Here is a 19,735-nt window from a genome sequence, read left to right as displayed (position 1 = left end):
GGGCTCCCTCGGCCGGCACCCGGAGACAGCGCTCGTCGACGGGCGCGCCGGAGCGCCCCGCCGACGGGCGTGGGAAGGGGGTGTGGTGTGCAGTGCTCGTGCGGACTGCTGCGGCCGCCGATCGGGCGTCCGCGTCGAGGAGTGACCGTAGTCACCGTTCAAGAAATAGGCAAGAACCTCAGGCGAAGACGCGCGATGTGTTCATCGCGTGGAGATCCCGGCGGCGTCGAAGGCCAGGGCGACGCCGCCGAGCGCGTGCGCCCGCGCTCCGAAGGCCGCCGTCGTGAGCTCCAGCTGGTCGACCGCGCTCGGGATCCCGCGCCGGGCGATGACCTGCTTGATCGGCTCGAGCAGCAGCTCGTCCGCCTGGGCGAGCTCCCCGCCGACGATCAGCAGCTCGGGGTTGAGCATGTTGCACACGTCCGCGATCGCCCTGCCGACCTGCAGGCCGACGTCCCCGACGACCCGGGCGCACGCCCGATCGCCCGCACGTGCCCGGGCCGCGATGGCGCCGATCGTGAGCTCGCCCCCGACGACGGGGCGGAGCAGCTCGATGACGTGCCTGGCGGCGATCAGGGTCTCCAGGCACCCCCGGTTGCCGCAGCGGCACAGTGCGCCGAACTCGTCCACGGTGGTGTGCCCGATCTCGCCCGCCGTGCCCGTGGGGCCGCGGTACAGCCGGCCGTCCATGATCAGTCCCGCGCCGACGCCCTCGGAGAGCTTCAGGTAGACGAGGCTGACCAGACCGGCACCCCGGCCCCAGCGGGACTCGGCGATCGCGCCGAGGTTCGCGTCGTTGTCGACCACGACGGGACGGCCGAACTTCTGCTCCGCGAGCGCCGCCGCCGGGAGGCCCACCCAGGTGGGCATGATCGTCAGCGAGCCGACGCTGCCGGACCTGACGTCGATCGGGGCGGGCAGGCCCATGCCGATACCCGCCAGGTCGCCCAGCTCCGTACCGGTCTCGGCCAGCGTCTCCCGCAGGAGTCCAGCGGCGATCTCCATGCCCTGCTCGGCGGGGAGGTCCGGTGCGAGGTCGGCGCGCCGTTCGGCGGTGATCCGGCCGTCGGGGGTGGCGATCGCCACGGTCACGTGCCGGTGGCCGTAGTCGACACCGGCGGCCGGCGCGGCGGGGACGTCGGCCCGCAGGCGCACCCGTCTGCGCCGTCCGGTCTCGGACACCTCGACCACGCCGTCGCGTTCGAGCTCCCGCACGATGTTCGACACCGTCGCCGGAGCGAGGCCCGTCGAGCGGGCGAGATCCGCCTGCGTCGCCGCGTCCCCGGTGCCGGTCAGCTCCGAGACGACCCGGTCCCGGTTCGCCCGGCGCAGCGCGGTCTGTGAGCCCGGTCGACCGTCCGGGATCCGGACGTCCATGCCGCGCCACCTGCTTCCGTCGGACGGCGTCTCCTGTCCGAGCCTATCCCGCGTCCCTGTGTTCAAGAAATGAACGTGAGTCGTGCCGAGCGGACCTGGCCGTCGAAGGCGGGCACCCGGTGCCGCCGGGACGACACCGACCCTCCGGACGACGACGGGCCGGCCCGCACGGTGCGGACCGGCCCGTCGTACCGCGGTGCGGAGCTACGACAGGCGCTCGAGCACCATCGCCATGCCCTGGCCGCCGCCGACGCACATGGTCTCCAGGCCGTAGCGGCCGCCGGTGGAGCGCAGGCCGTTGAGCAGCGTGGTGGTGATCCGGGCGCCGGTCATGCCGAACGGGTGGCCGAGCGCGATCGCCCCGCCGTGCACGTTCAGCTTCTCCTCGTCGATGCCCAGGTCGCGGGCGCTGGGCAGGACCTGCGCGGCGAACGCCTCGTTGATCTCGACGAGGTCGATGTCGTCGATGGTCAGCCCGGCGCGCTGCAGCGCCTGCTCGGAGGCGCCGACCGGGCCGTAGCCCATGATCTCCGGGGAGAGCCCGGTGACGCCGGTGGAGACGACCCGGGCCAGCGGGGTGAGCCCGAGCTGCTCGGCCTTCGTGTCGGACATGATCACGAGGGCCGCGGCGCCGTCGTTGAGCGGGCAGGCGTTGCCCGCGGTGATCCGCCCGTCGGGCCGGAACACCGGCTTGAGCTCGGAGATCTTCTCGTACGTGGTGCCGGCGCGGGGGCCGTCGTCGGTGGAGACGACGGTGCCGTCCGGCAGGGTGACGGGGGTGATCTCGCGCGCGAAGAACCCGTCGGCGATGGCCTGCTCGGCGCGGTTCTGCGAGCGCACCGCGAACCGGTCCATGTCCTCGCGGGAGACGTCCTTGTGGCGGGCGAGGTTCTCCGCGGTCTGGCCCATCGCGATGTAGGCGTCGGGCAGCAGGTTCTGCTCGCGCGGGTCGGTCCAGGTCTCGGAGCCCTTCTCCGCCGTCTCCACGGTCCGGGCCTCGGCGTCGGCGAACAGCGGGTTGTGCGTGTCCGGCCACGAGTCCGAGGTGCCCCGCGGGAAGCGGGACACCGTCTCGACCCCGGCCGAGACGAACACGTCGCCCTCGCCCGCCTTGATCGCGTGCAGCGCCATCCGGGTGGTCTGCAGCGACGAGGAGCAGTACCGGGTGATGGTCGTGCCGGGCAGCGAGTCGTAGCCGAGCTGCACGGCCACGATCCGGGCCAGGTTGTTGCCCTGCTCGCCCCCGGGCAGGCCGCAGCCCAGCATCAGGTCGTCGATCTCGGTGGGGTCGAGTGCGGGCACCTGGTCCAGTGCGGCGCGCACCATCTGCACGGTCAGGTCGTCCGGGCGCATCCCGGCCAGGGAGCCCTTGTTCGCGCGGCCGATCGGGGACCGGGCCGCGGCGACGATCACGGCTTCGGGCATCGTCGTCCTCCTCCATCGCAGGATGTGTCCGGACCGAGACTACTCAGCGGTAACAGCGGTGCCCGCCCGGACGTGACGAACCTGTCAGGGGTGGCGGGCATGCTGCACCCATGACGTCGTGGGGAGAGTTCCGGGCGGCCGAACCCGAGTTCGCCGGTCTGGCCGAGCGGATCCTGCAGCGGGGGGTGGCCCTGGTGATCGCGACCCTGCGCGCCGACGGCTCGCCCCGGGTCTCCGGCATCGAGGTGGTGCTCGACGACGCGGGGCCGTCCACGGAACTCGCCTTCGGATCGATGCCCGGCTCCCGCAAGGGTGCCGACCTGCGGCGGGACCCGCGCTTCGCGCTGCACGCCGCACCCGCCGACCAGTCCGGCGGCGATCTCGGTGACGGCGACCTCAAGGTGTCCGGGCGCGCGGTCTGGAACGGTCCACTGTCCGGCCCGGTCGCCGGCGACGCGTTCCGGGCCGACCTCTCGGAGGTCGTGTGGACCGGCCTGAACGACGCCCGGAACCGGCTCGTCGTGCGGTGGTGGCGGCCGTCGACGGGGCTGCGGTCGGTCGAACGTGAGTGATCGGTGCGAGGATGCGCACATGCGCTACGTCGAACACGTCGTCGACCTGGTCGGGAACACACCCCTCGTCCGGCTGGGGGCGACGGCGGAGGGGATCGCCCCGCCGGTCCTCGCCAAGGTCGAGTACCTGAACCCGGGCGGCTCGGTGAAGGACCGGATCGCCCTGCGGATGGTGGAGGCCGCCGAGGCATCCGGGGAGCTCCGCCCCGGCGGGACGATCGTCGAGCCGACGTCGGGCAACACCGGCGTGGGGCTGGCCATGGTCGCGCAGCGCAAGGGCTACCACTGCGTCTTCGTCTGCCCGGACAAGGTCGGCGAGGACAAGCGCAACGTGCTCCAGGCGTACGGGGCCGAGGTCGTCGTGTGCCCGACGGCGGTCGACCCCGACCACCCGGACTCCTACTACCGGACCTCCGACCGGCTCGTCGAGGAGATCGACGGCGCCTGGAAGCCCAACCAGTACGCCAACCCGGCGAACCCGGAGTCCCACTACCACTCGACCGGCCCGGAGATCTGGGAGCAGACCGACGGGAAGATCACGCACTTCGTCGCGGGCATCGGCACCGGCGGCACCATCTCGGGCATCGGGCGTTACCTCAAGGAGGTCTCCGGCGGTGCCGTGAAGATCATCGGCGCGGACCCGGAGGGCTCGGTCTACTCCGGCGGCACCGGGCGTCCGTACCTGGTCGAGGGCGTCGGTGAGGACTTCTGGCCGACCACCTACGACCGCGACGTCTGTGACGAGATCGTCGCCGTCTCCGACACCGACTCCTTCCACATGACCCGCCGGCTCGCCCGGGAGGAGGCGCTGCTCGTCGGCGGCTCCTGCGGGATGGCGGCGGTGGCCGCGCTGCGGGTCGCCGCGACGCTCCCGGCCGACGCCGTGGTGGTCGTGCTGCTGCCCGACGGTGGCCGCGGCTACCTGGGCAAGGTCTTCAACGACCGGTGGATGGCCAGCTACGGCTTCCTGCCGCCGTCGGAGGGCGCCACCATCGGCGACGTGCTGCGCCGCAAGGACGGGTCGATGCCCGCCCTGGTGCACGCCCACCCGAACGAGACCGTCGCCGACGCGGCGCTCTACCTGCGCGAGTTCGGCGTCTCGCAGATGCCGGTCGTGAAGGCCGAGCCGCCGGTGATGGCCGCGGAGGTGGCGGGGGCGGTCGTCGAGCGCGACCTCCTCGACGCGTTGTTCACCGGCCGTGCGCAGCTCGCCGACAGGCTGGAGGACCACATGTCCCCGCCGCTGCCGACGCTCGGCGCGGGCGAGTCGGTGCAGGACGCGATGGAGGCGTTCGCGAAGGCGGACGCGGCGCTGGTGCTGATGGACGGCAAGCCGGCCGGGGTGGTCACACGCTCCGACGTCATCGGGTTCCTCGGCAACGGCTGACGTCGGGGGCGGGAGTAGCCTCCGCGGACATGCAGGGCTTCTCCACGCGTGCCATCCACGCCGGTCAGGAACCGGACCCCACGACGGGTGCGGTCACGACCTCCATCCACACCAGCTCGACCTTCGCGCAGGACGGCGTCGGCGGCACCCGCGGCGGGTACGAGTACTCCCGCAGCGCCAACCCGACCCGGACGGTGCTGCAGGAGTGCCTCGCCGCTCTCGAGGGCGGCCGGCACGCGCACGCGTTCGGGTCGGGCATGGGGGCCACCGACACCCTCCTGCGGATCCTGCTGCGGCCCGGTGACCACATCGTCATCCCGCACGACGCCTACGGCGGCACGTTCCGGCTGGTCGACAAGGTGCTGTCCGGGACCGGCATCGAGTACACCCCGGTCGACCTGGGTGACCTCGACGCCACCCGGGCCGCGATCCGGCCGGCCACGAAGGTGATCTGGTCGGAGACCCCGACCAACCCGCTGCTCGGCATCGCCGACATCGCGGGTCTCGCCGGGGTGGCCCGGGAGGCCGGTGCGCGGCTCGTCGTCGACAACACCTTCGCGTCGCCGTACCTGCAGACGCCGCTGGCGCTCGGCGCCGACGTCGTCGTGCACTCGACGACCAAGTACGTCGGCGGGCACTCCGACGTCGTCGGCGGTGCACTGGTGACCGACGACGGCGAGCTCGCCGAGCGGATCTCCTTCACCCAGAACTCGGTCGGGTCGGTGCCGGGGCCGTTCGACGCCTGGCTGACCCTGCGCGGGGCGAAGACGCTCGCGGTGCGCATGGAGCGGCACTGCGACAACGCCGAGCGGGTCACCGAGATGCTGGGCTCGCACCCGGCGGTGGCGTCGGTCCTCTATCCGGGCCTGCCGTCGCACCCCGGGCACGAGGTCGCCGCGAAGCAGATGCGCCGGTTCGGCGGGATGGTGTCGTTCCTGGCCGCCGGTGGGCGGGACGCGGCCCTGCGGATCTGCGCCGAGACGCGGCTGTTCACCCTGGCCGAGTCGCTCGGCGGGGTGGAGTCGCTGATCGAGCACCCGGGCCAGATGACGCACGCGTCCACCGCGGGGTCGATGCTCGAGGTGCCGGACAACCTGGTGCGCCTGTCGGTCGGCATCGAGGACGCCGACGACCTGCTCGAGGACCTGCGGACCGCCCTCGACATCGTCCGCTGACCCGTCCGCCCCGGGGCAGCGCGGCGTCAGCTGCGGGACTGCTCCGGGGAGGGCACCGGGTCGGCGACCGCGGGCGGCGGCGGGACGACCAGGTCGCCGGGCTCGATGCACCCACCGACCAGCGACCAGGTGCCGTCGGTCCGCGGCTCGTAGTGACCCGGGTCGTCGCAGCCCGCGTCGCGCACCGTCGCCACGGCCAGCACGGTCAGCCCGGCGGCCAGCAGCAGGGGCACGGTCGTGCGCAGCCGCGTCATCAGCGAGTCCCTCCCGACACCGGACGCGCAGCTACTGGGGAATCACGCCCGGTGAGACACCACCGAGGCTACCGCCGCGGGTGCGAGACTGCCCGGATGGTCGCCCCACCGGACGCCCCCGTCACCCCACCGGTCACCTCCGCCGACGTGTTCGCCGCTCGTGAGCTGCTCAAGGGGGTCGTCCGCACCACCCCCGTCGCGGGCGCCCGCGCGCTCTCCGACCTCACCGGCACGCCCGTCCACCTGAAGTGCGAGAACCTGCAGCGCACCGGCTCGTTCAAGATCCGCGGTGCGTACACCCGGATCGCCCGGCTCACCGCCGACGAGCGGGCCGCGGGGGTGGTCGCCGCCTCGGCCGGGAACCACGCCCAGGGCGTCGCACTCGCGGCGCGGCTGCTCGGCGTGCGGGCGACGGTGTTCATGCCCGAACGTGCCGCACTGCCCAAGGTCGACGCGACGCGCGGCTACGGCGCCGACGTCGTCCTGACGGGGCGGACGGTCGACGAGGCGGTGGAGGCGGCGTCGGCGGCCGCCCGGGAGTCGGGCGCCGTGCTGGTGCACCCGTTCGACCATCCCGACGTCATCGCCGGTCAGGGCACGGTCGGCTGCGAGATCCTGGAGCAGGTCCCCGACGCCGGGACCGTGCTCGTCTCGGCCGGCGGCGGTGGGCTGCTCGGGGGGATCGCGGCCGTGCTGCGCGAGCACCGGCCGGAGACACGCATCGTCGGGGTGCAGGCCGCGGGAGCCGCGGCGTGGCCGTCGTCGCTCGCCGCCGGCCGGCCGCTGCCGCTCGGCGGGATGCGGACGATGGCCGACGGCATCGCCGTCGGACGGCCGGGGGACGTCACGTTCCCGCAGGTGTCGGCCCTGGTCGACGAGCTCGTCACGGTCGGCGAGGACGCGCTGTCCGGCGCGCTGGTGCACTGCCTGGAGCGCGCGAAGCTGGTCGTCGAGCCGGCCGGTGTGGCGCCGGTCGCGGCCGTGATGGCCGAGCCCGGCCGCTTCCCGGGACCGGTGGTGGCCGTGCTGTCCGGCGGGAACGTCGATCCGCTCGTGCTGTTGCAGGTCATCCGGCACGGGCTGGTCGCGTCGTCGCGCTACCTGACCCTGCACGTGCAGATCCCGGACCGGCCCGGCGCGCTCGCCGAGCTGCTGGCCCGGGTCGGGACGCTCGGCGCGAACGTCACCGACGTCGCGCACTCCCGCATCAGCGGTGCGTTGCCGGTGGGCGAGGTCGACGTGGAGCTGAGCCTGGAGACGCGCGGCCCGGAGCACCGCGACACGATCGTCGCGGGCCTCCGCGACACCGGGCACGCGGTCACCGCGCCCTCCTGAGCTGCTCCGGCACCTGTCCTGCCCCACCGGGACACGGGACGCCGACGGGGCCCGGCCGAACCGGCCGGGCCCCGTCGTGGTGTGTGCGCCGGATCAGCCGGTGAAGGCCTCGACCTCGACGAGGCTGACCTTCATGCTGCCGCCGTCGGGCAGCTGGTACTCGCGGGTGTCGCCCGGCTTCGCGCCGAGCAGCGCCGCGCCGAGGGGGGAGTTCGGCGAGATCACCTGCAGGTCGCCGTGGCTGCCCTCCTCGCGGGAGCCGAGCAGCACCTTCTCGGTGTCGTCGTCGTCCTCGTACTTGAGGGTGAGCACGGTGCCCGGCGCGGCCTCGTCGGCGCTGCTCGGGGCGGTGCCGACCTGGGCGGTGCGCAGCAGCTCCTGCAGCTGGCGGATCCGGGCCTCCTGCTGGCCCTGCTCCTCGCGGGCCGCGTGGTAGCCGCCGTTCTCCTTCAGGTCGCCCTCCTCGCGGCGGGCGTTGATCTCGGCGGCGATGACGGGCCGGTTCTCGATCAACCCGTCCAGCTCCGACTTCAGCCGGTCGTAGGCGTCCTGGGTCAGCCAGGTGGCCTGGGTATCCGTCACCGTCATCAACTCCTCCAGGAAAACAGGGCGTGTTTCCGCCGGGCGCCTGGCGCCGGCGGGGCACACGGGGGTGGCGGCTCCGGACGGCACGCCCCGAGTAAGGAAAAACACGACCCGCGGGCGGGCCGTGTGGGAGTCACCTTAGCACGGGGCGCACCGCTCGGCGCAGCCGTTCGATGAACGGAGCGCGGGCCGCGGAAGTTCCCCACACCCCGGTTTTCGCAGGTGACAGCTTCAGTGACGACGTCAGGGAATCGCTTCCGAAGTGACGCGGAACCGTCCACCGTGTGTCGGTGGATCCTCTCGCCGACCGTGGGCCGATCGGGAACAGCCGGGCGCCGACGGGTGTTGGAGAACGCGGGCGCTGCCCGCTCGGAACGATCCTGTCGGTCCCCTCTGCCAGGATCGTCCCCGAGTACGACCTCGCCTCCCGCGCCCGGTGCGCGGGACCCGAGCCCGGTGACCGTGGAGGAACCCGACCCGATGACCCACACCGAACCCGTCCTCGCTCCCGGGGAGCGTCCGCGGCTGATGACGGTGCACGCCCACCCCGACGACGAGTCGTCGAAGGGCGCGGCGACCACGGCGCGGTACGCGGACGAGGGACACGACGTCATGGTCGTGACCTGCACCGGCGGCGAGCGCGGCAGCATCCTCAACCCGGCGATGGAGCGGCCGGACGTGCTCGAGAACATGACCGCCGTGCGGAACGCCGAGATGGCGCGGGCCGCCGAGATCCTCGGCGTGCAGCACGTGTGGCTCGGCTACGTCGACTCCGGGCTCCCCGAGGGCGACCCGAAGCCGCCGCTGCCGGAGGGGTGCTTCGCCGTCGGCGACGTCGAGGAGCAGACCGCGGCGCTGGTCCGCGTCATCCGCGAGTTCCGTCCGCACGTGATCGTCACCTACGACGAGAACGGCGGGTACCCGCACCCCGACCACATCCGCACCCACGTGATCTCGATGGCCGCCTGGGAGGCCGCGGGCGACCCGACCCGCTTCCCGGAGGCGGGCGCGCCGTGGCAGCCGTTGAAGCTGTACTACGGCCACGGCTTCTCGCGGACCCGGCTCGAGGCGTTCCACCAGGCCATCCTGGAGTCCGGGCAGGAGTCGCCCTACGCCGAGTGGCTGGCCAACTGGACGTCCGACCGGCCGGACCCGGGCACCCGGGTGACCACCAAGGTCCCGTGCTCGGACTGGTTCGGCCGCCGCGACGACGCCCTGCGTGCGCACGCGACGCAGATCGACCCGGACAGCCGGTTCTTCTTCACCCCGCTCGAGGTGCAGGCCCGGGTGTGGCCGACCGAGGACTACGAGCTGGTGCACTCGCTGGTGGAGACCACCACCCCGGAGGACGACCTGTTCACCGGCATCCCGTTCGAGCTCGCCGAGACGGCCGGGGAGCAGCGCAGGGCGGGCTGACCCGGCGGTAGCCTGGTCACGGGCCGTCCGGCGGCCCGGGCGTGCACGGTCATGGAGTTCGGAGGCGTACTGCGGTGCTGATCGACAACGCGGTGGCGACCGTGCAGATGGTGGCGACGGGCTTCGTGGTCCCCGCGCAGGACCGCCCGCCGCCCCCCGGGCAGCTGCCCGAGTGGGGGAACGCCGCACCCGTCGGACTGGCGATCGTGCTGGTCCTCCTGCTCGCGACCGTGCTGCTCATCCGCAACATGAGCAAGCGGATCAAGCGACTGCCGGAGTCGTTCGAGGAGCAGCCGGCCGCGGGCACCGACGACGAGGCGGACTCCCGCAGCTCCTGACCGGGGTCTGACAGGGTGGCCGGCATGCCGAACCGGCTCGCGACCGCCACCAGTCCGTACCTGCTCCAGCACGCCGACAACCCGATCGACTGGTACCCCTGGTCGACGGAGGCGTTCGCCGAGGCCCGGCGCCGGGACGTGCCGGTGCTCCTCTCCGTCGGCTACGCGGCCTGTCACTGGTGCCACGTGATGGCGGGGGAGTCGTTCTCCGATCCGGGCGTCGCCGCCGTCGTCAACCGGTCGTTCGTGGCGATCAAGGTGGACCGGGAGGAGCGCCCGGACGTCGACGCCGTCCACATGGCCGCCACCCAGGCCATGACCGGGCAGGGTGGCTGGCCGATGACCTGCTTCCTCACCCCGGACGGTGAGCCGTTCCACTGCGGCACCTACTTCCCCGCCGAGCCGCGGCACGGTCTGCCGTCGTTCCGGCAGGTGCTCGACGCCGTCACCTCGGCCTGGGCATCCGACGGCGACCGGGTCCGGTTCGCCGCCGGGCAGATCGCCGAGCAGCTGGCGGAGCAGGCCGCCGCGGACCCGGAGCCGGTCGTCGTCGGGGAGCAGGCCCTCGACGACGTCGTCGAGCAGCTCGCGGCGCAGCACGACGACGAGCTCGGCGGGTTCGGCCGGGCGCCGAAGTTCCCGCCGTCGATGGTCTGCGAGTTCCTCCTCCGGCACCACGAGCGGACCGGCTCGGACCGGGCGTGGCGGTTGGCCACCGGCACCTGCGAGGCGATGGCGCGCGGCGGGGTCCACGACCAGCTCGCCGGGGGGTTCGCGCGCTACTCCACCGACGACGCCTGGGTGGTCCCGCACTTCGAGAAGATGCTCTACGACAACGCCCTGTTGCTCCGCGTGTACGCCCACCTGGGGCGCCGGGGATCGGTGCTCGCCGAGCGGGTCGCCGTGTCGACCGCGGAGTTCCTGCTCCGGGACCTGCGCACACCGGAGGGCGGGCTCGCCTCCGCGCTGGACGCGGACGCCGGTGGCGTCGAGGGGCTCACCTACGTGTGGACGCCGGACGAGCTGCGCGCGGTCCTCGGCACCGAGGACGGCGACCGCGCCGCCGAGCTGCTCGGTGTGACCGCGGCCGGGACCGCCGACGGTGGCGCCTCGACCCTGCAGCTGCGCCGCGACCCGGACGACGCCGCATGGTGGGAACGGACCCGCTCCGCGCTGCTCGACGCGCGGTCGTCGCGCCCGCAGCCGGCCCGCGACGACAAGGTCGTGACCGAGTGGAACGCGCTCGCCGTCGTCGCGCTGGCCGAGGCCGGAGCCGCGTCCGGGCGTACGGAGTGGGTGCGGGCCGCCGGGGAGATCGCCGACCTGCTGCTGGACGTCCACGTCGTCGACGGCCGGCTGCGCCGCTCGTCGCGGGACGGTGTGCCCGGGCCCGCCGACGCCGTCCTCGCCGACCACGCGCTGCTCGCGGCCGGGCTGCTGGCACTGCACCAGGCGACCGGCGACCCGCAGCGGCTCACCGCGGCGCTCGACCTGCTCGACACGGCACGGGAGCGGTTCGCCGCCGACGACCGGCCCGGGGCGTACCTGGACACCGCCGCCGACGCCCCGGACGCCGCGCTGCTGCCGCACCGGCCCCGCGAACTGACCGACAACGCGTCACCGTGCGGGTCGTCCGCGCTGGCCGAGGCGCTGGTGACGGCGTCGGTCCTGGCGCCGCCGGAGCGTGCGGCGGGCTACCGGGCGGCCGCCGAGGAGATGGTGCGGACGGTCGGGACCCTGGTGCCGCGCGCGCCGCGGTTCCTCGGGCACTGGCTCTCCGCGGCCGAGGCGCTGGTCGCGGGCCCGGTGCAGGTCGCGGTGGTCGGCGAGCCCGGGACCGGGCCGCTGACGGACCGGGCCCGGCGGGCCGCGCCGGGCGGCTCGGTGGTCGTCGCAGGGGCACCGGAGGCGGACGGCGTCCCGCTGCTGGCCGACCGCGGGACCGTCGACGGGCTGCCGGCCGCGCACGTCTGCCGCGGGGTGGTGTGCGACCTGCCGGTCACGACGCCGGACGAGCTCGCGGAACTCCTCGCGCGGTGAGCGCTTGCTGTGTAATCCTGTAATCATTCGACGCGGAGGTGCGTGATGATGACAGGACGAGGACGTGGCCGGGGCGGTTGGCAGCAGGCCGACCTCCCGCCGGCCGACGACGCCGCGGCGTGGTTCTCCGGGCGGCTGCCGGACGGCTGGTTCACCGGAGCGCCGGAGGTGACCTGCGACCGCGACGAGATCGTCGTCGTCGGCGAGCTCCCGCCGCTCGACGGCGAGCAGGCCGGTACCGACGAGGGCCGTGCGGACACCGCCGCCGCGGAGGCCGGGCGCATCGCCCGTTTCCGTGAGGAGACCCGCGACGAGCGGATCGAGATCGCTCGCCAGGCGGAGAGCCGCTACCGGCGCAAGGTGGCGTGGGGCGCGCGTCTCGGGGAGACGCGAGAGCTGTTCACGACGATCTCGGTGCCGGTGATGACACGGCTGCGTCAGCCGGAGCGGGTCGTGCTCGACACGCTGGTCGACGCCGGCGTCGCCCGGTCGCGCTCGGACGCACTGGCCTGGTCGGTGCGCCTGGTCGGCCGGAACGCCGACGAGTGGCTGTCCGAGCTGCGGTCGGCGATGGCACGGGTGGACGACCTGCGGGCGGAGGGCCCCGCCTGAGCGAGGTCCGCAGCATCCGGCCGCGACCGCGGCGCGTGCCGGGTCAGCGCAGCAGGACCAGCCAGATCGCGACGTGGTGGCAGGCCCAGGCCAGGACGGTCGCCGCGTGGAACAGCTCGTGGTACCCGAACGTCGCGGGCCACGGGTCCGGCCGGCGCAGCGCGTACACGACCGCGCCCGCCGTGTAGAGCGCCCCGCCGGCGATCAGCAGGACGAACGCGGCGACCCCGCCGCCCTCCAGCAGGGCGGGCAGGACGAACACGGCGACCCAGCCGAGGGCGACGTAGATCGGGACGCCGACCCAGGACGGTGCGGTCGGCCAGGCCAGCTTCAGCGCCACGCCGGCGAGCGCGCCCACCCACACGACGGTCAGCACCCAGGTCGCGGTGCTCGTGGGGAGGGCCAGCACCGACACGGGTGTGTAGGTCCCCGCGATGAACAGGAAGATCATCGAGTGGTCGAGGCGCTTCATCAGGCGCCGGTGGGCGGGGTCGGCCCAGGTGCGCCGGTGGTAGAGGGCGCTGATCCCGAACAACCCGAACGTCGTGAGCGTGTACACGGCCGTCGCGAGCGCGGCGGACGTGCCGACGAGTGCGCCGGCGACGCTGATCAGCGTCGCGCAGGCGAAGACCGAGGCGACCAGGCTCCACAGGTGCAGCCAGCCCCGCATCCGGGGCTTGACCGGAGCGGACGGAGAGGTGCTCACGGGAGACACGGGCCGACGCTACGCGGTGCACCGGTCGTCGTCCCGCGGGGCGGACGAACGCCACACGCGGCGGGGCCGGACTAGGCTCTGCGCACGTGGCCGTCCGAGACCTGCTCTACACGGTGTACGAGCGCAGGATCCTGCGCCAGCTCGACGGGGCCGAGAGCCCGAAACACGTCGCGCTGATCCTCGACGGCAATCGGCGCTGGGCGCGGGAGGCCGGACTGGCCGATCCCGCGGAGGGACACCGCGCCGGGGCCGCGAAGATCGCGGAGATGCTCGGCTGGTGCTCGGAGGCGGGCGTCGAGGTGGTGACGGTGTTCCTGCTGTCGACCGACAACCTCGACACGCGCTCGCCGGACGAGCTCAAGGACCTCCTGGAGATCATCGGCGGGGTCGTGGACGACCTCTCCGGGCCCGACACCCCGTGGCGCCTGCGCGTCGTCGGAGCCATGGAGCTGCTGCCGAAGTCGCTCGCGGACCGGCTGGCGGCCGCGGTGGCGCGGACGGGGGAGCGCGGCGGCCTGCAGCTCAACGTCGCCGTCGGCTACGGCGGCCGGCAGGAGATCGCGGACGCGGTGCGCAAGATGCTGCTGAGCCAGGCCGAGGCCGGACGGACGATCGAGGAGCTCGCCGAGACCCTCGACGTCGACCACATCGCGGAGCACCTGTACACGTCCGGACAGCCGGACCCGGACCTCGTCATCCGGACCAGCGGGGAGCAGCGCCTGTCGGGCTTCCTGCTCTGGCAGTCGGCGCATTCGGAGTTCTGGTTCTGCGAGGCGTACTGGCCCGAGTTCCGACGGGTCGATTTCCTCCGCGCTCTGCGCGACTTCGCCGCACGACACCGACGTTTCGGCGGCTGACCAGAATTCGTGCGTAACCTTCCGGGTCCTCGCTCGTTGTAGCATTTTCGCGAGCGGGTTCCCGGCGGTCCGGGAACGGGAAAGGCCCCGGGGCGAACCCCGGGGCCTTCCTGTGCGCGGTGCGCGGGCGACTTACTTGTGGCTGCCGCCGTGCTTGCCGGACTCCGAGGAGTTCTGGTTGACCTCGTCGCCGTTGTCGGAGGCGTTGGTGCAGTCGACACCGTTGTCCGAGGTGACGCCCGAGGAGTTCTCGGCCTCGGAGAACAGGCCGCCCAGGGCGCCCTGGACCAGGCTGTTGCCGTTGAACGCGGTGCCGCAGGCCTGCGGGGACACGTTCAGGTTGTTGCCCGAGATGTTGACCAGGCCGGCCGAGTCCTTGCTGGCCAGCTGGTCGGCGTTGTCGCCGAGCTGCTTGTTGACCTCGGACTTCGAGTACGACTTGTTGTCGCTGTTCTTCTTGTAGTCGACGTCGGTCTTGTCGCCGGCGAACGCCAGCGGGCTCAGCGCGACCATCGACGCGGCACCGGCCGCCACAACGATTCCAGCCTTCTTCAGCACAGTCCGTCTCCTGTAGTCGGAGAGCGCGCACGGAGTCGCCGCACACACTCTCAGTACCTGTCGACGCTCGAACCGGGGAGCCCGCATCGACTGAGCGTCAATCTAACGGAGGCTTCCCGCGACGACAATCTGACCCTCCGTATTTTTCAGCGGGCGTCGCCGATCCATTCGTGTACCTGCGGATTTCTGGATGATCCCGACAGATGTCGGAGAGGCGTTCGGGCGTGTCGCGGCTGGGTGGAGCGGCGCAACGGTCGGCGGCTGATCGGCGTAGCCGCCCCGGGGGCATCGTGAGCGCCCGTCCGGCTCGTCCCGGATCCCGGCCGCTGCGGCGCTCGGGCGCCGGTGATCGGAGGCCGGAGCGCCGGGGATCGTTGCGTCGGCCGTCGGGGCCGGCCGCCGGCCGCCGGGGTCGGGGTCGGGCGCTGGGCCGTCCGTGCCCGGATGAACCTCGCCGAGATGCAGGTCAGCGCGATGTGTCGATCTCCGAGGTGCGCTGAGCTGCATCTCGGCGGGGTCGGGCGCCGTGGGCGCCGCGGAAGGGAATGCGCTGCAGGGAGGCGGGCGGGAGGTGCTGGGCGGCGGGCCCTGCTGCGGCGGATTCGGTGAGTCCCGGCCTGTCCGGGCCGAACAGGCCGAGCCGGCCGAACCGGCCAAGCCGAGCCGAGCGGGGCCGGGCCGGCCGGGCGGGGCCGGGCGGGGCCTAACCGAGCTGGGGCGAGCCGAGCGGGGTCGAGCCGAGCGGGGCCGAGCCGAGCGGGGCCGAGCCGAGCGGGGCCGAGCCGAGCTGGGACGGGCGGGGCCGAACCGAGCTGGGGCGAACCGAGCGGGGTCGAACCGGGCGGAGCCGAATCGGGCGGGGCCGAGCCGAGCTGGGGCGAGCTGGGGCGAGCGGGGGCGAGCCGAGTCCGGGGTGGGCTTCGGGGCCATCGTCCGGTTCGGTGCTGCGGGTCGGGCCGGCGGGTGGAGCGCCTCCGACGGTGAGGGTCGGCCGCGGTGCCGCAGGGCGGACCGGGCGGCGGGCCCCCCGTGCGGGAAATCGCTTCCCCAAGCAGCGACTTCAGCGGACCCCACCCTCGGTCGGGAGGTCCGGGCCCGGGCGAACCTGTCCGCTGAGCGCCCCGACCAATCCGGCGCGACCCACCGTCGGTGTCGAGGCGACTGACGAGACGGTCACGGAACGTAGCTAGATGCGGCCGATACGGACGATCTACTCCCAGTTATCGGACACGGTCGTGTCGAAGGCGTCCGCCGTTCCGTGAAGAGTCACGTGTGGTGATCGGACGCGGCTGGATCAGGAATCGCCCGGAAACGCGAAAAAGCCCCGGAGCGAAATGCTCCGGGGCCTTTCGGCGAACTGATCGAGATCAGTTGATGCTGTCGCCCGCGCCCGACTCCTGCGCGCAGTTGTCGGACTGGTCGGTGACCGAGTCGCCCGACTTCGCCTTGGCGTCGCCCAGGATGCCCAGGGCACCGGTGACGCCGTTGAGGGCGGAGGCGTCCTCGACCGGAACCTGAACGCCGAGGACGTTCACCGGGACGTTGTTGTTGCAGGCCTGGATCGGCACGTTGACGTTGTTGCCGTTCAGCCCGGCGATCAGGCCCTTGGCGTCCTTGTCGATGACGTTCTCGGCGCCGTGGTGGTGCCCACCCTTGTGGCCGTGGTCGTCACCCTTGTCGCCGGCGAAGGCGAGGGGGGAGACGGCGAGCAGGGACGCGGCGGAGGCCGCAACCACGATTCCAGCCTTCTTCAGCACAGTTCTTCTCCTGTAGAGTCTCTGAGTCCGCCCGAAGGCCGGTCTCACGCCTGTCGGCACGTTGACAAGTGGGGGAGCCCGTACCGACTGCCGAGAAATCTAGCGGTCGTATTCCGCCCGAACAAACTCGGCCACACCATCGGGGGACCCTATTACTTTGAGTTCGGATACTCCCTCGATCGGGCATTCTTCGAGCGCGCCGGCTGTGGGTTCGGACCCAGGTTTCGGTGACGTTACGTGCCCGCTGGCCACCGAACGGACGCGTACCCCGCGGCTCGGGGCGTCGTTCAGCTGCGACCCGCCTACGCTCCGATGATGACCCCGGACCCGCTCCTGGTTGCGACGGTCGAGCTCGCCGTGCGTCTCGACCGGCTGCGCCCCGGGATACTCGACGGGCCCGCACCGGACGCGGCGCTCGCCCGCCGGGTCGCCGACGAGCCACCGTCCGAGCCGGGTCGTCTCGTGGCGGACGCGGCCCGGCTCCGGGCGGAGCTCTCGGGATCGGGGATGCCGGCTCCGTGCCGTCGTCATCTGGACGCGGGTCTCACTGCACTGCACTGCCAGGCCCGGCTGCTGGACGGGGACCGGCCCGGCTACCTCGCCGAGGTCAGGGACACCTTCGGGGTGACCCCGCGCCGTACGGACCCCGACGAGTACCGCGAGGTGCACCGGAGGCTCGGCGCGCTGCTGCCGGGCCGCGGGCCGGTGGTCGCGCGGATGCGCGCGTACCGGGAGGGCGACGTCGTCCCGCCGCGGCGGCTCGGTGCGGCGGTGACGGCGGTGACGGCCGAGCTGCGTCGCCGCACCCGGGACCTGCTGGGGCTGCCGCGGGGGGAGGATGCCGTCGTCGCGCTCGTGGCCGACCGGCCGTGGACCGCCTTCACGCGCTACCGGGGCGGCCTGCGCAGCAGGGTGTCGATCACCGATGCCGCGCGGATCCGTGCCGGCGCGCTGCTCCCGTTGCTCGCGCACGAGGTCTACCCCGGCCACCACACCCAGTACTGCCGGGCCGAGGTGGCGGTGGCGCGCTTCCCCGAGCTCGCGCTGCGCCTGGTGCACAGCCCGCAGGGGCTGATCGCCGAGGGCGCGGCGGAGGCGGCCGCGGGCGTCGTCCCCGGGCCGGGCTGGGGAGCGGTCGCGGCGCGGGCGTTGGCCGGCGCGGGGGTCCGGATCGACGGAGACCTCGCCGAGCGGGTCGAGAGCGAACTGGACCTGCTCGGCCGGGTCCGGCAGGACGCGGCCCTGCTGCGGCACGTCGACGGCGCGGATCCGGACGAGGTCACGGCGTACCTCGCACGCTGGCTGCTCGTCCCCGAGGCGCGGGCACGGCGGATCCTCGCGTTCCTCGACCATCCGCAGTGGCGGGGGTACCCCGTCACCTACGCCGAGGGTGCCCCGCTGGTCCGGTCCTGGCTGGCCCGGCATCCCGGCGGCCCGGTGGCCGGTCTGCGGGCGCTGCTGGACACCCCGGTGCTGCCCCCCGACCTCGTCACCGAGGGTGGCGACGCGAGAGGCAACGGTTCCGGTACGGCAGCAGTCACGGCGCCCGCGCTGCTGCACCCGGAGTACTGAGCGTCCGACGAACGGTAGGCGCCCGTTCGTGTCGCCGCAGGTCGCTGCGACGGCAGACGGTAGCAATGTTGCGATGAACGGCAGGTTACAACTCTGCCATCAGGGTTCTCTGCGGCTGACCGACGGAGAGTTGCTATTGACCGCACGAGGGTGACCACTAGTAGCGTCCTCGTCGACGGGCCGTACCCGATGCGGCTCGTCCGGGAGGCCCTGAACGTGGTGTCGAACGCACCCGAGAGGGCCGGCACCCGGCCCTCGTGGGCGTGCCGGCCGGTGGACCGCCACGGTCCTCCGACGCCGTCACGACCCGCATCAGGGCCGGCCGGCCCGACGCAGAGCGGGCGTGGTGCCACGCCCGTGAGGGAGCACCCGTGACCGATCGTCCCGCTCTCACCGACAGGTCTCCGCTGACGGAGCCCGTCGGGGACGCCCCGGCAGGTACCACCCGCTGCTACGTGCTCGACACGTCCGTCCTGCTGTCCGACCCGTGGTCGTTGCTCCGCTTCGACGAGCACCAGGTCGTACTGCCGCTGGTCGTGATCTCCGAGCTCGAAGCGAAGCGTCACCACCCCGAACTCGGGTGGTTCGCCCGGACCGCACTGCGCCAGCTCGACGAGATGCGCGTGAAGTTCGGCCGGCTCGACGCACCGATCCCGGTCGGTGACAAGGGCGGGACGTTGCACGTCGAGCTGAACCACTCCGACCCCACGGTCCTGCCGGCCGGGTTCCGCACCGACTCGAACGACTCGCGGATCCTGGCGTGCGCGCTGAACCTGAAGGCCGACCCCGCATCCCCGGGGGACGTCACCCTGGTCACGAAGGACATGCCGCTGCGGGTGAAGGCGGCCGCGGTCGGGCTGGACGCCGACGAGTACCACGGCCAGGACGTGCTGTTCTCCGGCTGGACCGGGATGACGGACCTGGAGGTCGCCCCCGAGGACGTCGACGCGCTGTTCCGCGACGGCGTCATCGATCACGACGAGGCGCGCGAGCTGCCCTGCAACACCGGGCTGCGGCTCACCGGGGCGTCGAGCGCGCTGGGCCGGGTCACCGCCGACAAGCGGGTGAAGCTCGTCCGCGGTGACCGGGAGGCGTTCGGGCTGCACGGCCGTTCCGCCGAGCAGCGGATCGCGCTCGACCTGCTGCTCGACAACGAGGTCGGGATCGTCTCGCTCGGCGGGCGGGCCGGGACCGGCAAGTCGGCGATGGCCTTGTGCGCCGGGCTGGAGGCGGTGCTGGAACGCCAGCAGCACCGCAAGATCGTGGTGTTCCGGCCGCTCTACGCCGTCGGCGGGCAGGACCTCGGCTACCTGCCCGGCAGCGAGAGCGAGAAGATGCAGCCCTGGGCCCAGGCCGTCTTCGACACCCTCGGAGCGCTGGTCAGCCAGGACGTCATCGACGAGGTCATCGCCCGCGGGATGCTCGAGGTGCTGCCGCTCACCCACATCCGTGGCCGGTCGCTGCACGACACCTTCGTGATCGTCGACGAGGCGCAGTCGCTGGAGCGCAACGTGCTGCTGACGGTGCTGTCGCGGCTCGGCGCCGCGTCCCGCGTCGTGCTCACCCACGACGTCGCGCAGCGCGACAACCTGCGCGTCGGCCGGCACGACGGCGTCAACGCCGTCATCGAGAAGCTGAAGGGGCACCCGCTCTTCGCGCACGTCACGCTGACCCGCAGCGAGCGGTCGCCGATCGCCGCACTGGTCACCGAGATGCTGGAGGGGCCGAACTCCTAGGCACCGCACCGTGGCCCCCGCACA

General features: G+C 73.1%; 18 protein-coding genes. 11 read left to right on the top strand and 7 right to left on the bottom strand.

Features of this window, described 5'->3' with window-relative positions:
* Window positions 1-201: 201 nt before the first annotated feature.
* Window positions 202-1,377 carry an ROK family transcriptional regulator gene (locus PP1_RS12860; RefSeq protein ID WP_010242986.1) on the bottom strand — a complete coding sequence of 392 codons (1,176 nt, stop codon included), beginning with the start codon at window positions 1,375-1,377 and terminating at the stop codon, window positions 202-204.
* A gap of 204 nt (window positions 1,378-1,581) precedes the next feature.
* Window positions 1,582-2,802 carry an acetyl-CoA C-acetyltransferase gene (locus PP1_RS12855; protein WP_010242989.1) on the bottom strand — a complete coding sequence of 407 codons (1,221 nt, stop codon included), beginning with the start codon at window positions 2,800-2,802 and terminating at the stop codon, window positions 1,582-1,584.
* Window positions 2,803-2,912: 110 nt separating this feature from the next.
* Here PP1_RS12855 and PP1_RS12850 point away from each other — a divergent pair, with 110 nt between their 5' ends.
* The 3 genes from PP1_RS12850 to PP1_RS12840 are packed head-to-tail and all read left to right on the top strand — an operon-like array spanning window position 2,913 to window position 5,936.
* Entirely contained in the window at window positions 2,913-3,374 is a 462-nt protein-coding gene (locus PP1_RS12850) for a pyridoxamine 5'-phosphate oxidase family protein (RefSeq protein WP_010242991.1), read from the top strand.
* A 19-nt stretch (window positions 3,375-3,393) separates the two neighbouring features.
* Window positions 3,394-4,761: a cystathionine beta-synthase gene (locus PP1_RS12845; protein WP_010242993.1), complete on the top strand. Its 1,368-nt coding sequence runs from the start codon at window positions 3,394-3,396 to the stop codon at window positions 4,759-4,761.
* A 29-nt stretch (window positions 4,762-4,790) separates the two neighbouring features.
* Entirely contained in the window at window positions 4,791-5,936 is a 1,146-nt protein-coding gene (locus PP1_RS12840; protein ID WP_010242995.1) for a cystathionine gamma-synthase, read from the top strand.
* 26 nt (window positions 5,937-5,962) lie between these two features.
* Here the strand turns inward: PP1_RS12840 and PP1_RS12835 are convergent, their stop codons facing one another.
* The gene (locus PP1_RS12835; RefSeq protein ID WP_010242998.1) at window positions 5,963-6,190 is read right to left on the bottom strand and encodes a hypothetical protein; all 228 of its coding nucleotides are present in this window, start codon (window positions 6,188-6,190) and stop codon (window positions 5,963-5,965) included.
* Window positions 6,191-6,286: 96 nt separating this feature from the next.
* Between PP1_RS12835 and ilvA the strand changes: the two genes are divergently transcribed.
* Window positions 6,287-7,525: a threonine ammonia-lyase gene (gene ilvA / locus PP1_RS12830; protein WP_010243000.1), complete on the top strand. Its 1,239-nt coding sequence runs from the start codon at window positions 6,287-6,289 to the stop codon at window positions 7,523-7,525.
* Window positions 7,526-7,618: 93 nt separating this feature from the next.
* Here the strand turns inward: ilvA and greA are convergent, their stop codons facing one another.
* Window positions 7,619-8,107: a transcription elongation factor GreA gene (greA, locus tag PP1_RS12825; protein ID WP_010243002.1), complete on the bottom strand. Its 489-nt coding sequence runs from the start codon at window positions 8,105-8,107 to the stop codon at window positions 7,619-7,621.
* A gap of 483 nt (window positions 8,108-8,590) precedes the next feature.
* On the opposite strand from greA, the gene mca reads away from it, so the two are divergent.
* The 4 genes from mca to PP1_RS12805 all read left to right on the top strand — a co-directional run bounded on the left by mca (window position 8,591) and on the right by PP1_RS12805 (window position 12,516).
* Window positions 8,591-9,526: a mycothiol conjugate amidase Mca gene (mca, locus tag PP1_RS12820; protein WP_033200678.1), complete on the top strand. Its 936-nt coding sequence runs from the start codon at window positions 8,591-8,593 to the stop codon at window positions 9,524-9,526.
* A gap of 74 nt (window positions 9,527-9,600) precedes the next feature.
* The gene (locus PP1_RS12815; RefSeq protein ID WP_010243006.1) at window positions 9,601-9,864 is read left to right on the top strand and encodes a hypothetical protein; all 264 of its coding nucleotides are present in this window, start codon (window positions 9,601-9,603) and stop codon (window positions 9,862-9,864) included.
* Between the two features lie 24 nt (window positions 9,865-9,888).
* Complete coding sequence (locus PP1_RS12810; RefSeq protein WP_075314942.1) at window positions 9,889-11,904, top strand: thioredoxin domain-containing protein; 2,016 nt, start codon at window positions 9,889-9,891, stop codon at window positions 11,902-11,904.
* Between the two features lie 45 nt (window positions 11,905-11,949).
* Window positions 11,950-12,516, top strand: a complete 567-nt coding sequence (locus tag PP1_RS12805) for a hypothetical protein (protein WP_010240739.1) — start codon at window positions 11,950-11,952, stop codon at window positions 12,514-12,516.
* 43 nt (window positions 12,517-12,559) lie between these two features.
* On the opposite strand, the gene trhA is transcribed toward PP1_RS12805, so the two are convergent.
* Window positions 12,560-13,186 carry a PAQR family membrane homeostasis protein TrhA gene (gene trhA, locus PP1_RS12800; protein WP_010240741.1) on the bottom strand — a complete coding sequence of 209 codons (627 nt, stop codon included), beginning with the start codon at window positions 13,184-13,186 and terminating at the stop codon, window positions 12,560-12,562.
* 131 nt (window positions 13,187-13,317) lie between these two features.
* Between trhA and PP1_RS12795 the strand changes: the two genes are divergently transcribed.
* Entirely contained in the window at window positions 13,318-14,088 is a 771-nt protein-coding gene (locus PP1_RS12795) for an isoprenyl transferase (RefSeq protein ID WP_010240742.1), read from the top strand.
* Window positions 14,089-14,220: 132 nt separating this feature from the next.
* Here PP1_RS12795 and PP1_RS12790 read toward each other — a convergent pair whose 3' ends face one another.
* Together PP1_RS12790 and PP1_RS12785 are read right to left on the bottom strand one after the other, a co-directional pair.
* Complete coding sequence (locus PP1_RS12790) at window positions 14,221-14,646, bottom strand: hypothetical protein (RefSeq protein ID WP_139316990.1); 426 nt, start codon at window positions 14,644-14,646, stop codon at window positions 14,221-14,223.
* A gap of 1,367 nt (window positions 14,647-16,013) precedes the next feature.
* Entirely contained in the window at window positions 16,014-16,403 is a 390-nt protein-coding gene (locus PP1_RS12785) for a hypothetical protein (protein WP_010240746.1), read from the bottom strand.
* A 315-nt stretch (window positions 16,404-16,718) separates the two neighbouring features.
* Between PP1_RS12785 and PP1_RS12780 the strand changes: the two genes are divergently transcribed.
* Complete coding sequence (locus PP1_RS12780; RefSeq protein WP_139323766.1) at window positions 16,719-17,975, top strand: DUF885 domain-containing protein; 1,257 nt, start codon at window positions 16,719-16,721, stop codon at window positions 17,973-17,975.
* A 455-nt stretch (window positions 17,976-18,430) separates the two neighbouring features.
* Window positions 18,431-19,711 carry a PhoH family protein gene (locus PP1_RS12775; RefSeq protein WP_029239924.1) on the top strand — a complete coding sequence of 427 codons (1,281 nt, stop codon included), beginning with the start codon at window positions 18,431-18,433 and terminating at the stop codon, window positions 19,709-19,711.
* Window positions 19,712-19,735: the final 24 nt, after the last annotated feature.

It is taken from the genome of Pseudonocardia sp. P1 (assembly GCF_000178675.2).
Classification (GTDB): domain Bacteria; phylum Actinomycetota; class Actinomycetes; order Mycobacteriales; family Pseudonocardiaceae; genus Pseudonocardia.
This window is presented reverse-complemented; position numbering and strand designations above follow the sequence as displayed.

What these genes read in the sequence shown, in the direction of transcription:
- PP1_RS12860 (WP_010242986.1), bottom strand. Translation starts at nt 1,377, where the DNA reads ATGGACGTCCGGATCCCGGACGGTCGACCGGGCTCACAGACCGCGCTG.
- PP1_RS12855 (WP_010242989.1), bottom strand. Translation starts at nt 2,802, where the DNA reads ATGCCCGAAGCCGTGATCGTCGCCGCGGCCCGGTCCCCGATCGGCCGC.
- PP1_RS12850 (WP_010242991.1), top strand. Translation starts at nt 2,913, where the DNA reads ATGACGTCGTGGGGAGAGTTCCGGGCGGCCGAACCCGAGTTCGCCGGT.
- PP1_RS12845 (WP_010242993.1), top strand. Translation starts at nt 3,394, where the DNA reads ATGCGCTACGTCGAACACGTCGTCGACCTGGTCGGGAACACACCCCTC.
- PP1_RS12840 (WP_010242995.1), top strand. Translation starts at nt 4,791, where the DNA reads ATGCAGGGCTTCTCCACGCGTGCCATCCACGCCGGTCAGGAACCGGAC.
- PP1_RS12835 (WP_010242998.1), bottom strand. Translation starts at nt 6,190, where the DNA reads ATGACGCGGCTGCGCACGACCGTGCCCCTGCTGCTGGCCGCCGGGCTG.
- ilvA (WP_010243000.1), top strand. Translation starts at nt 6,287, where the DNA reads ATGGTCGCCCCACCGGACGCCCCCGTCACCCCACCGGTCACCTCCGCC.
- mca (WP_033200678.1), top strand. Translation starts at nt 8,591, where the DNA reads ATGACCCACACCGAACCCGTCCTCGCTCCCGGGGAGCGTCCGCGGCTG.
- PP1_RS12810 (WP_075314942.1), top strand. Translation starts at nt 9,889, where the DNA reads ATGCCGAACCGGCTCGCGACCGCCACCAGTCCGTACCTGCTCCAGCAC.
- PP1_RS12805 (WP_010240739.1), top strand. Translation starts at nt 11,950, where the DNA reads ATGATGACAGGACGAGGACGTGGCCGGGGCGGTTGGCAGCAGGCCGAC.
- trhA (WP_010240741.1), bottom strand. Translation starts at nt 13,186, where the DNA reads ATGCGGGGCTGGCTGCACCTGTGGAGCCTGGTCGCCTCGGTCTTCGCC.
- PP1_RS12780 (WP_139323766.1), top strand. Translation starts at nt 16,719, where the DNA reads ATGACCCCGGACCCGCTCCTGGTTGCGACGGTCGAGCTCGCCGTGCGT.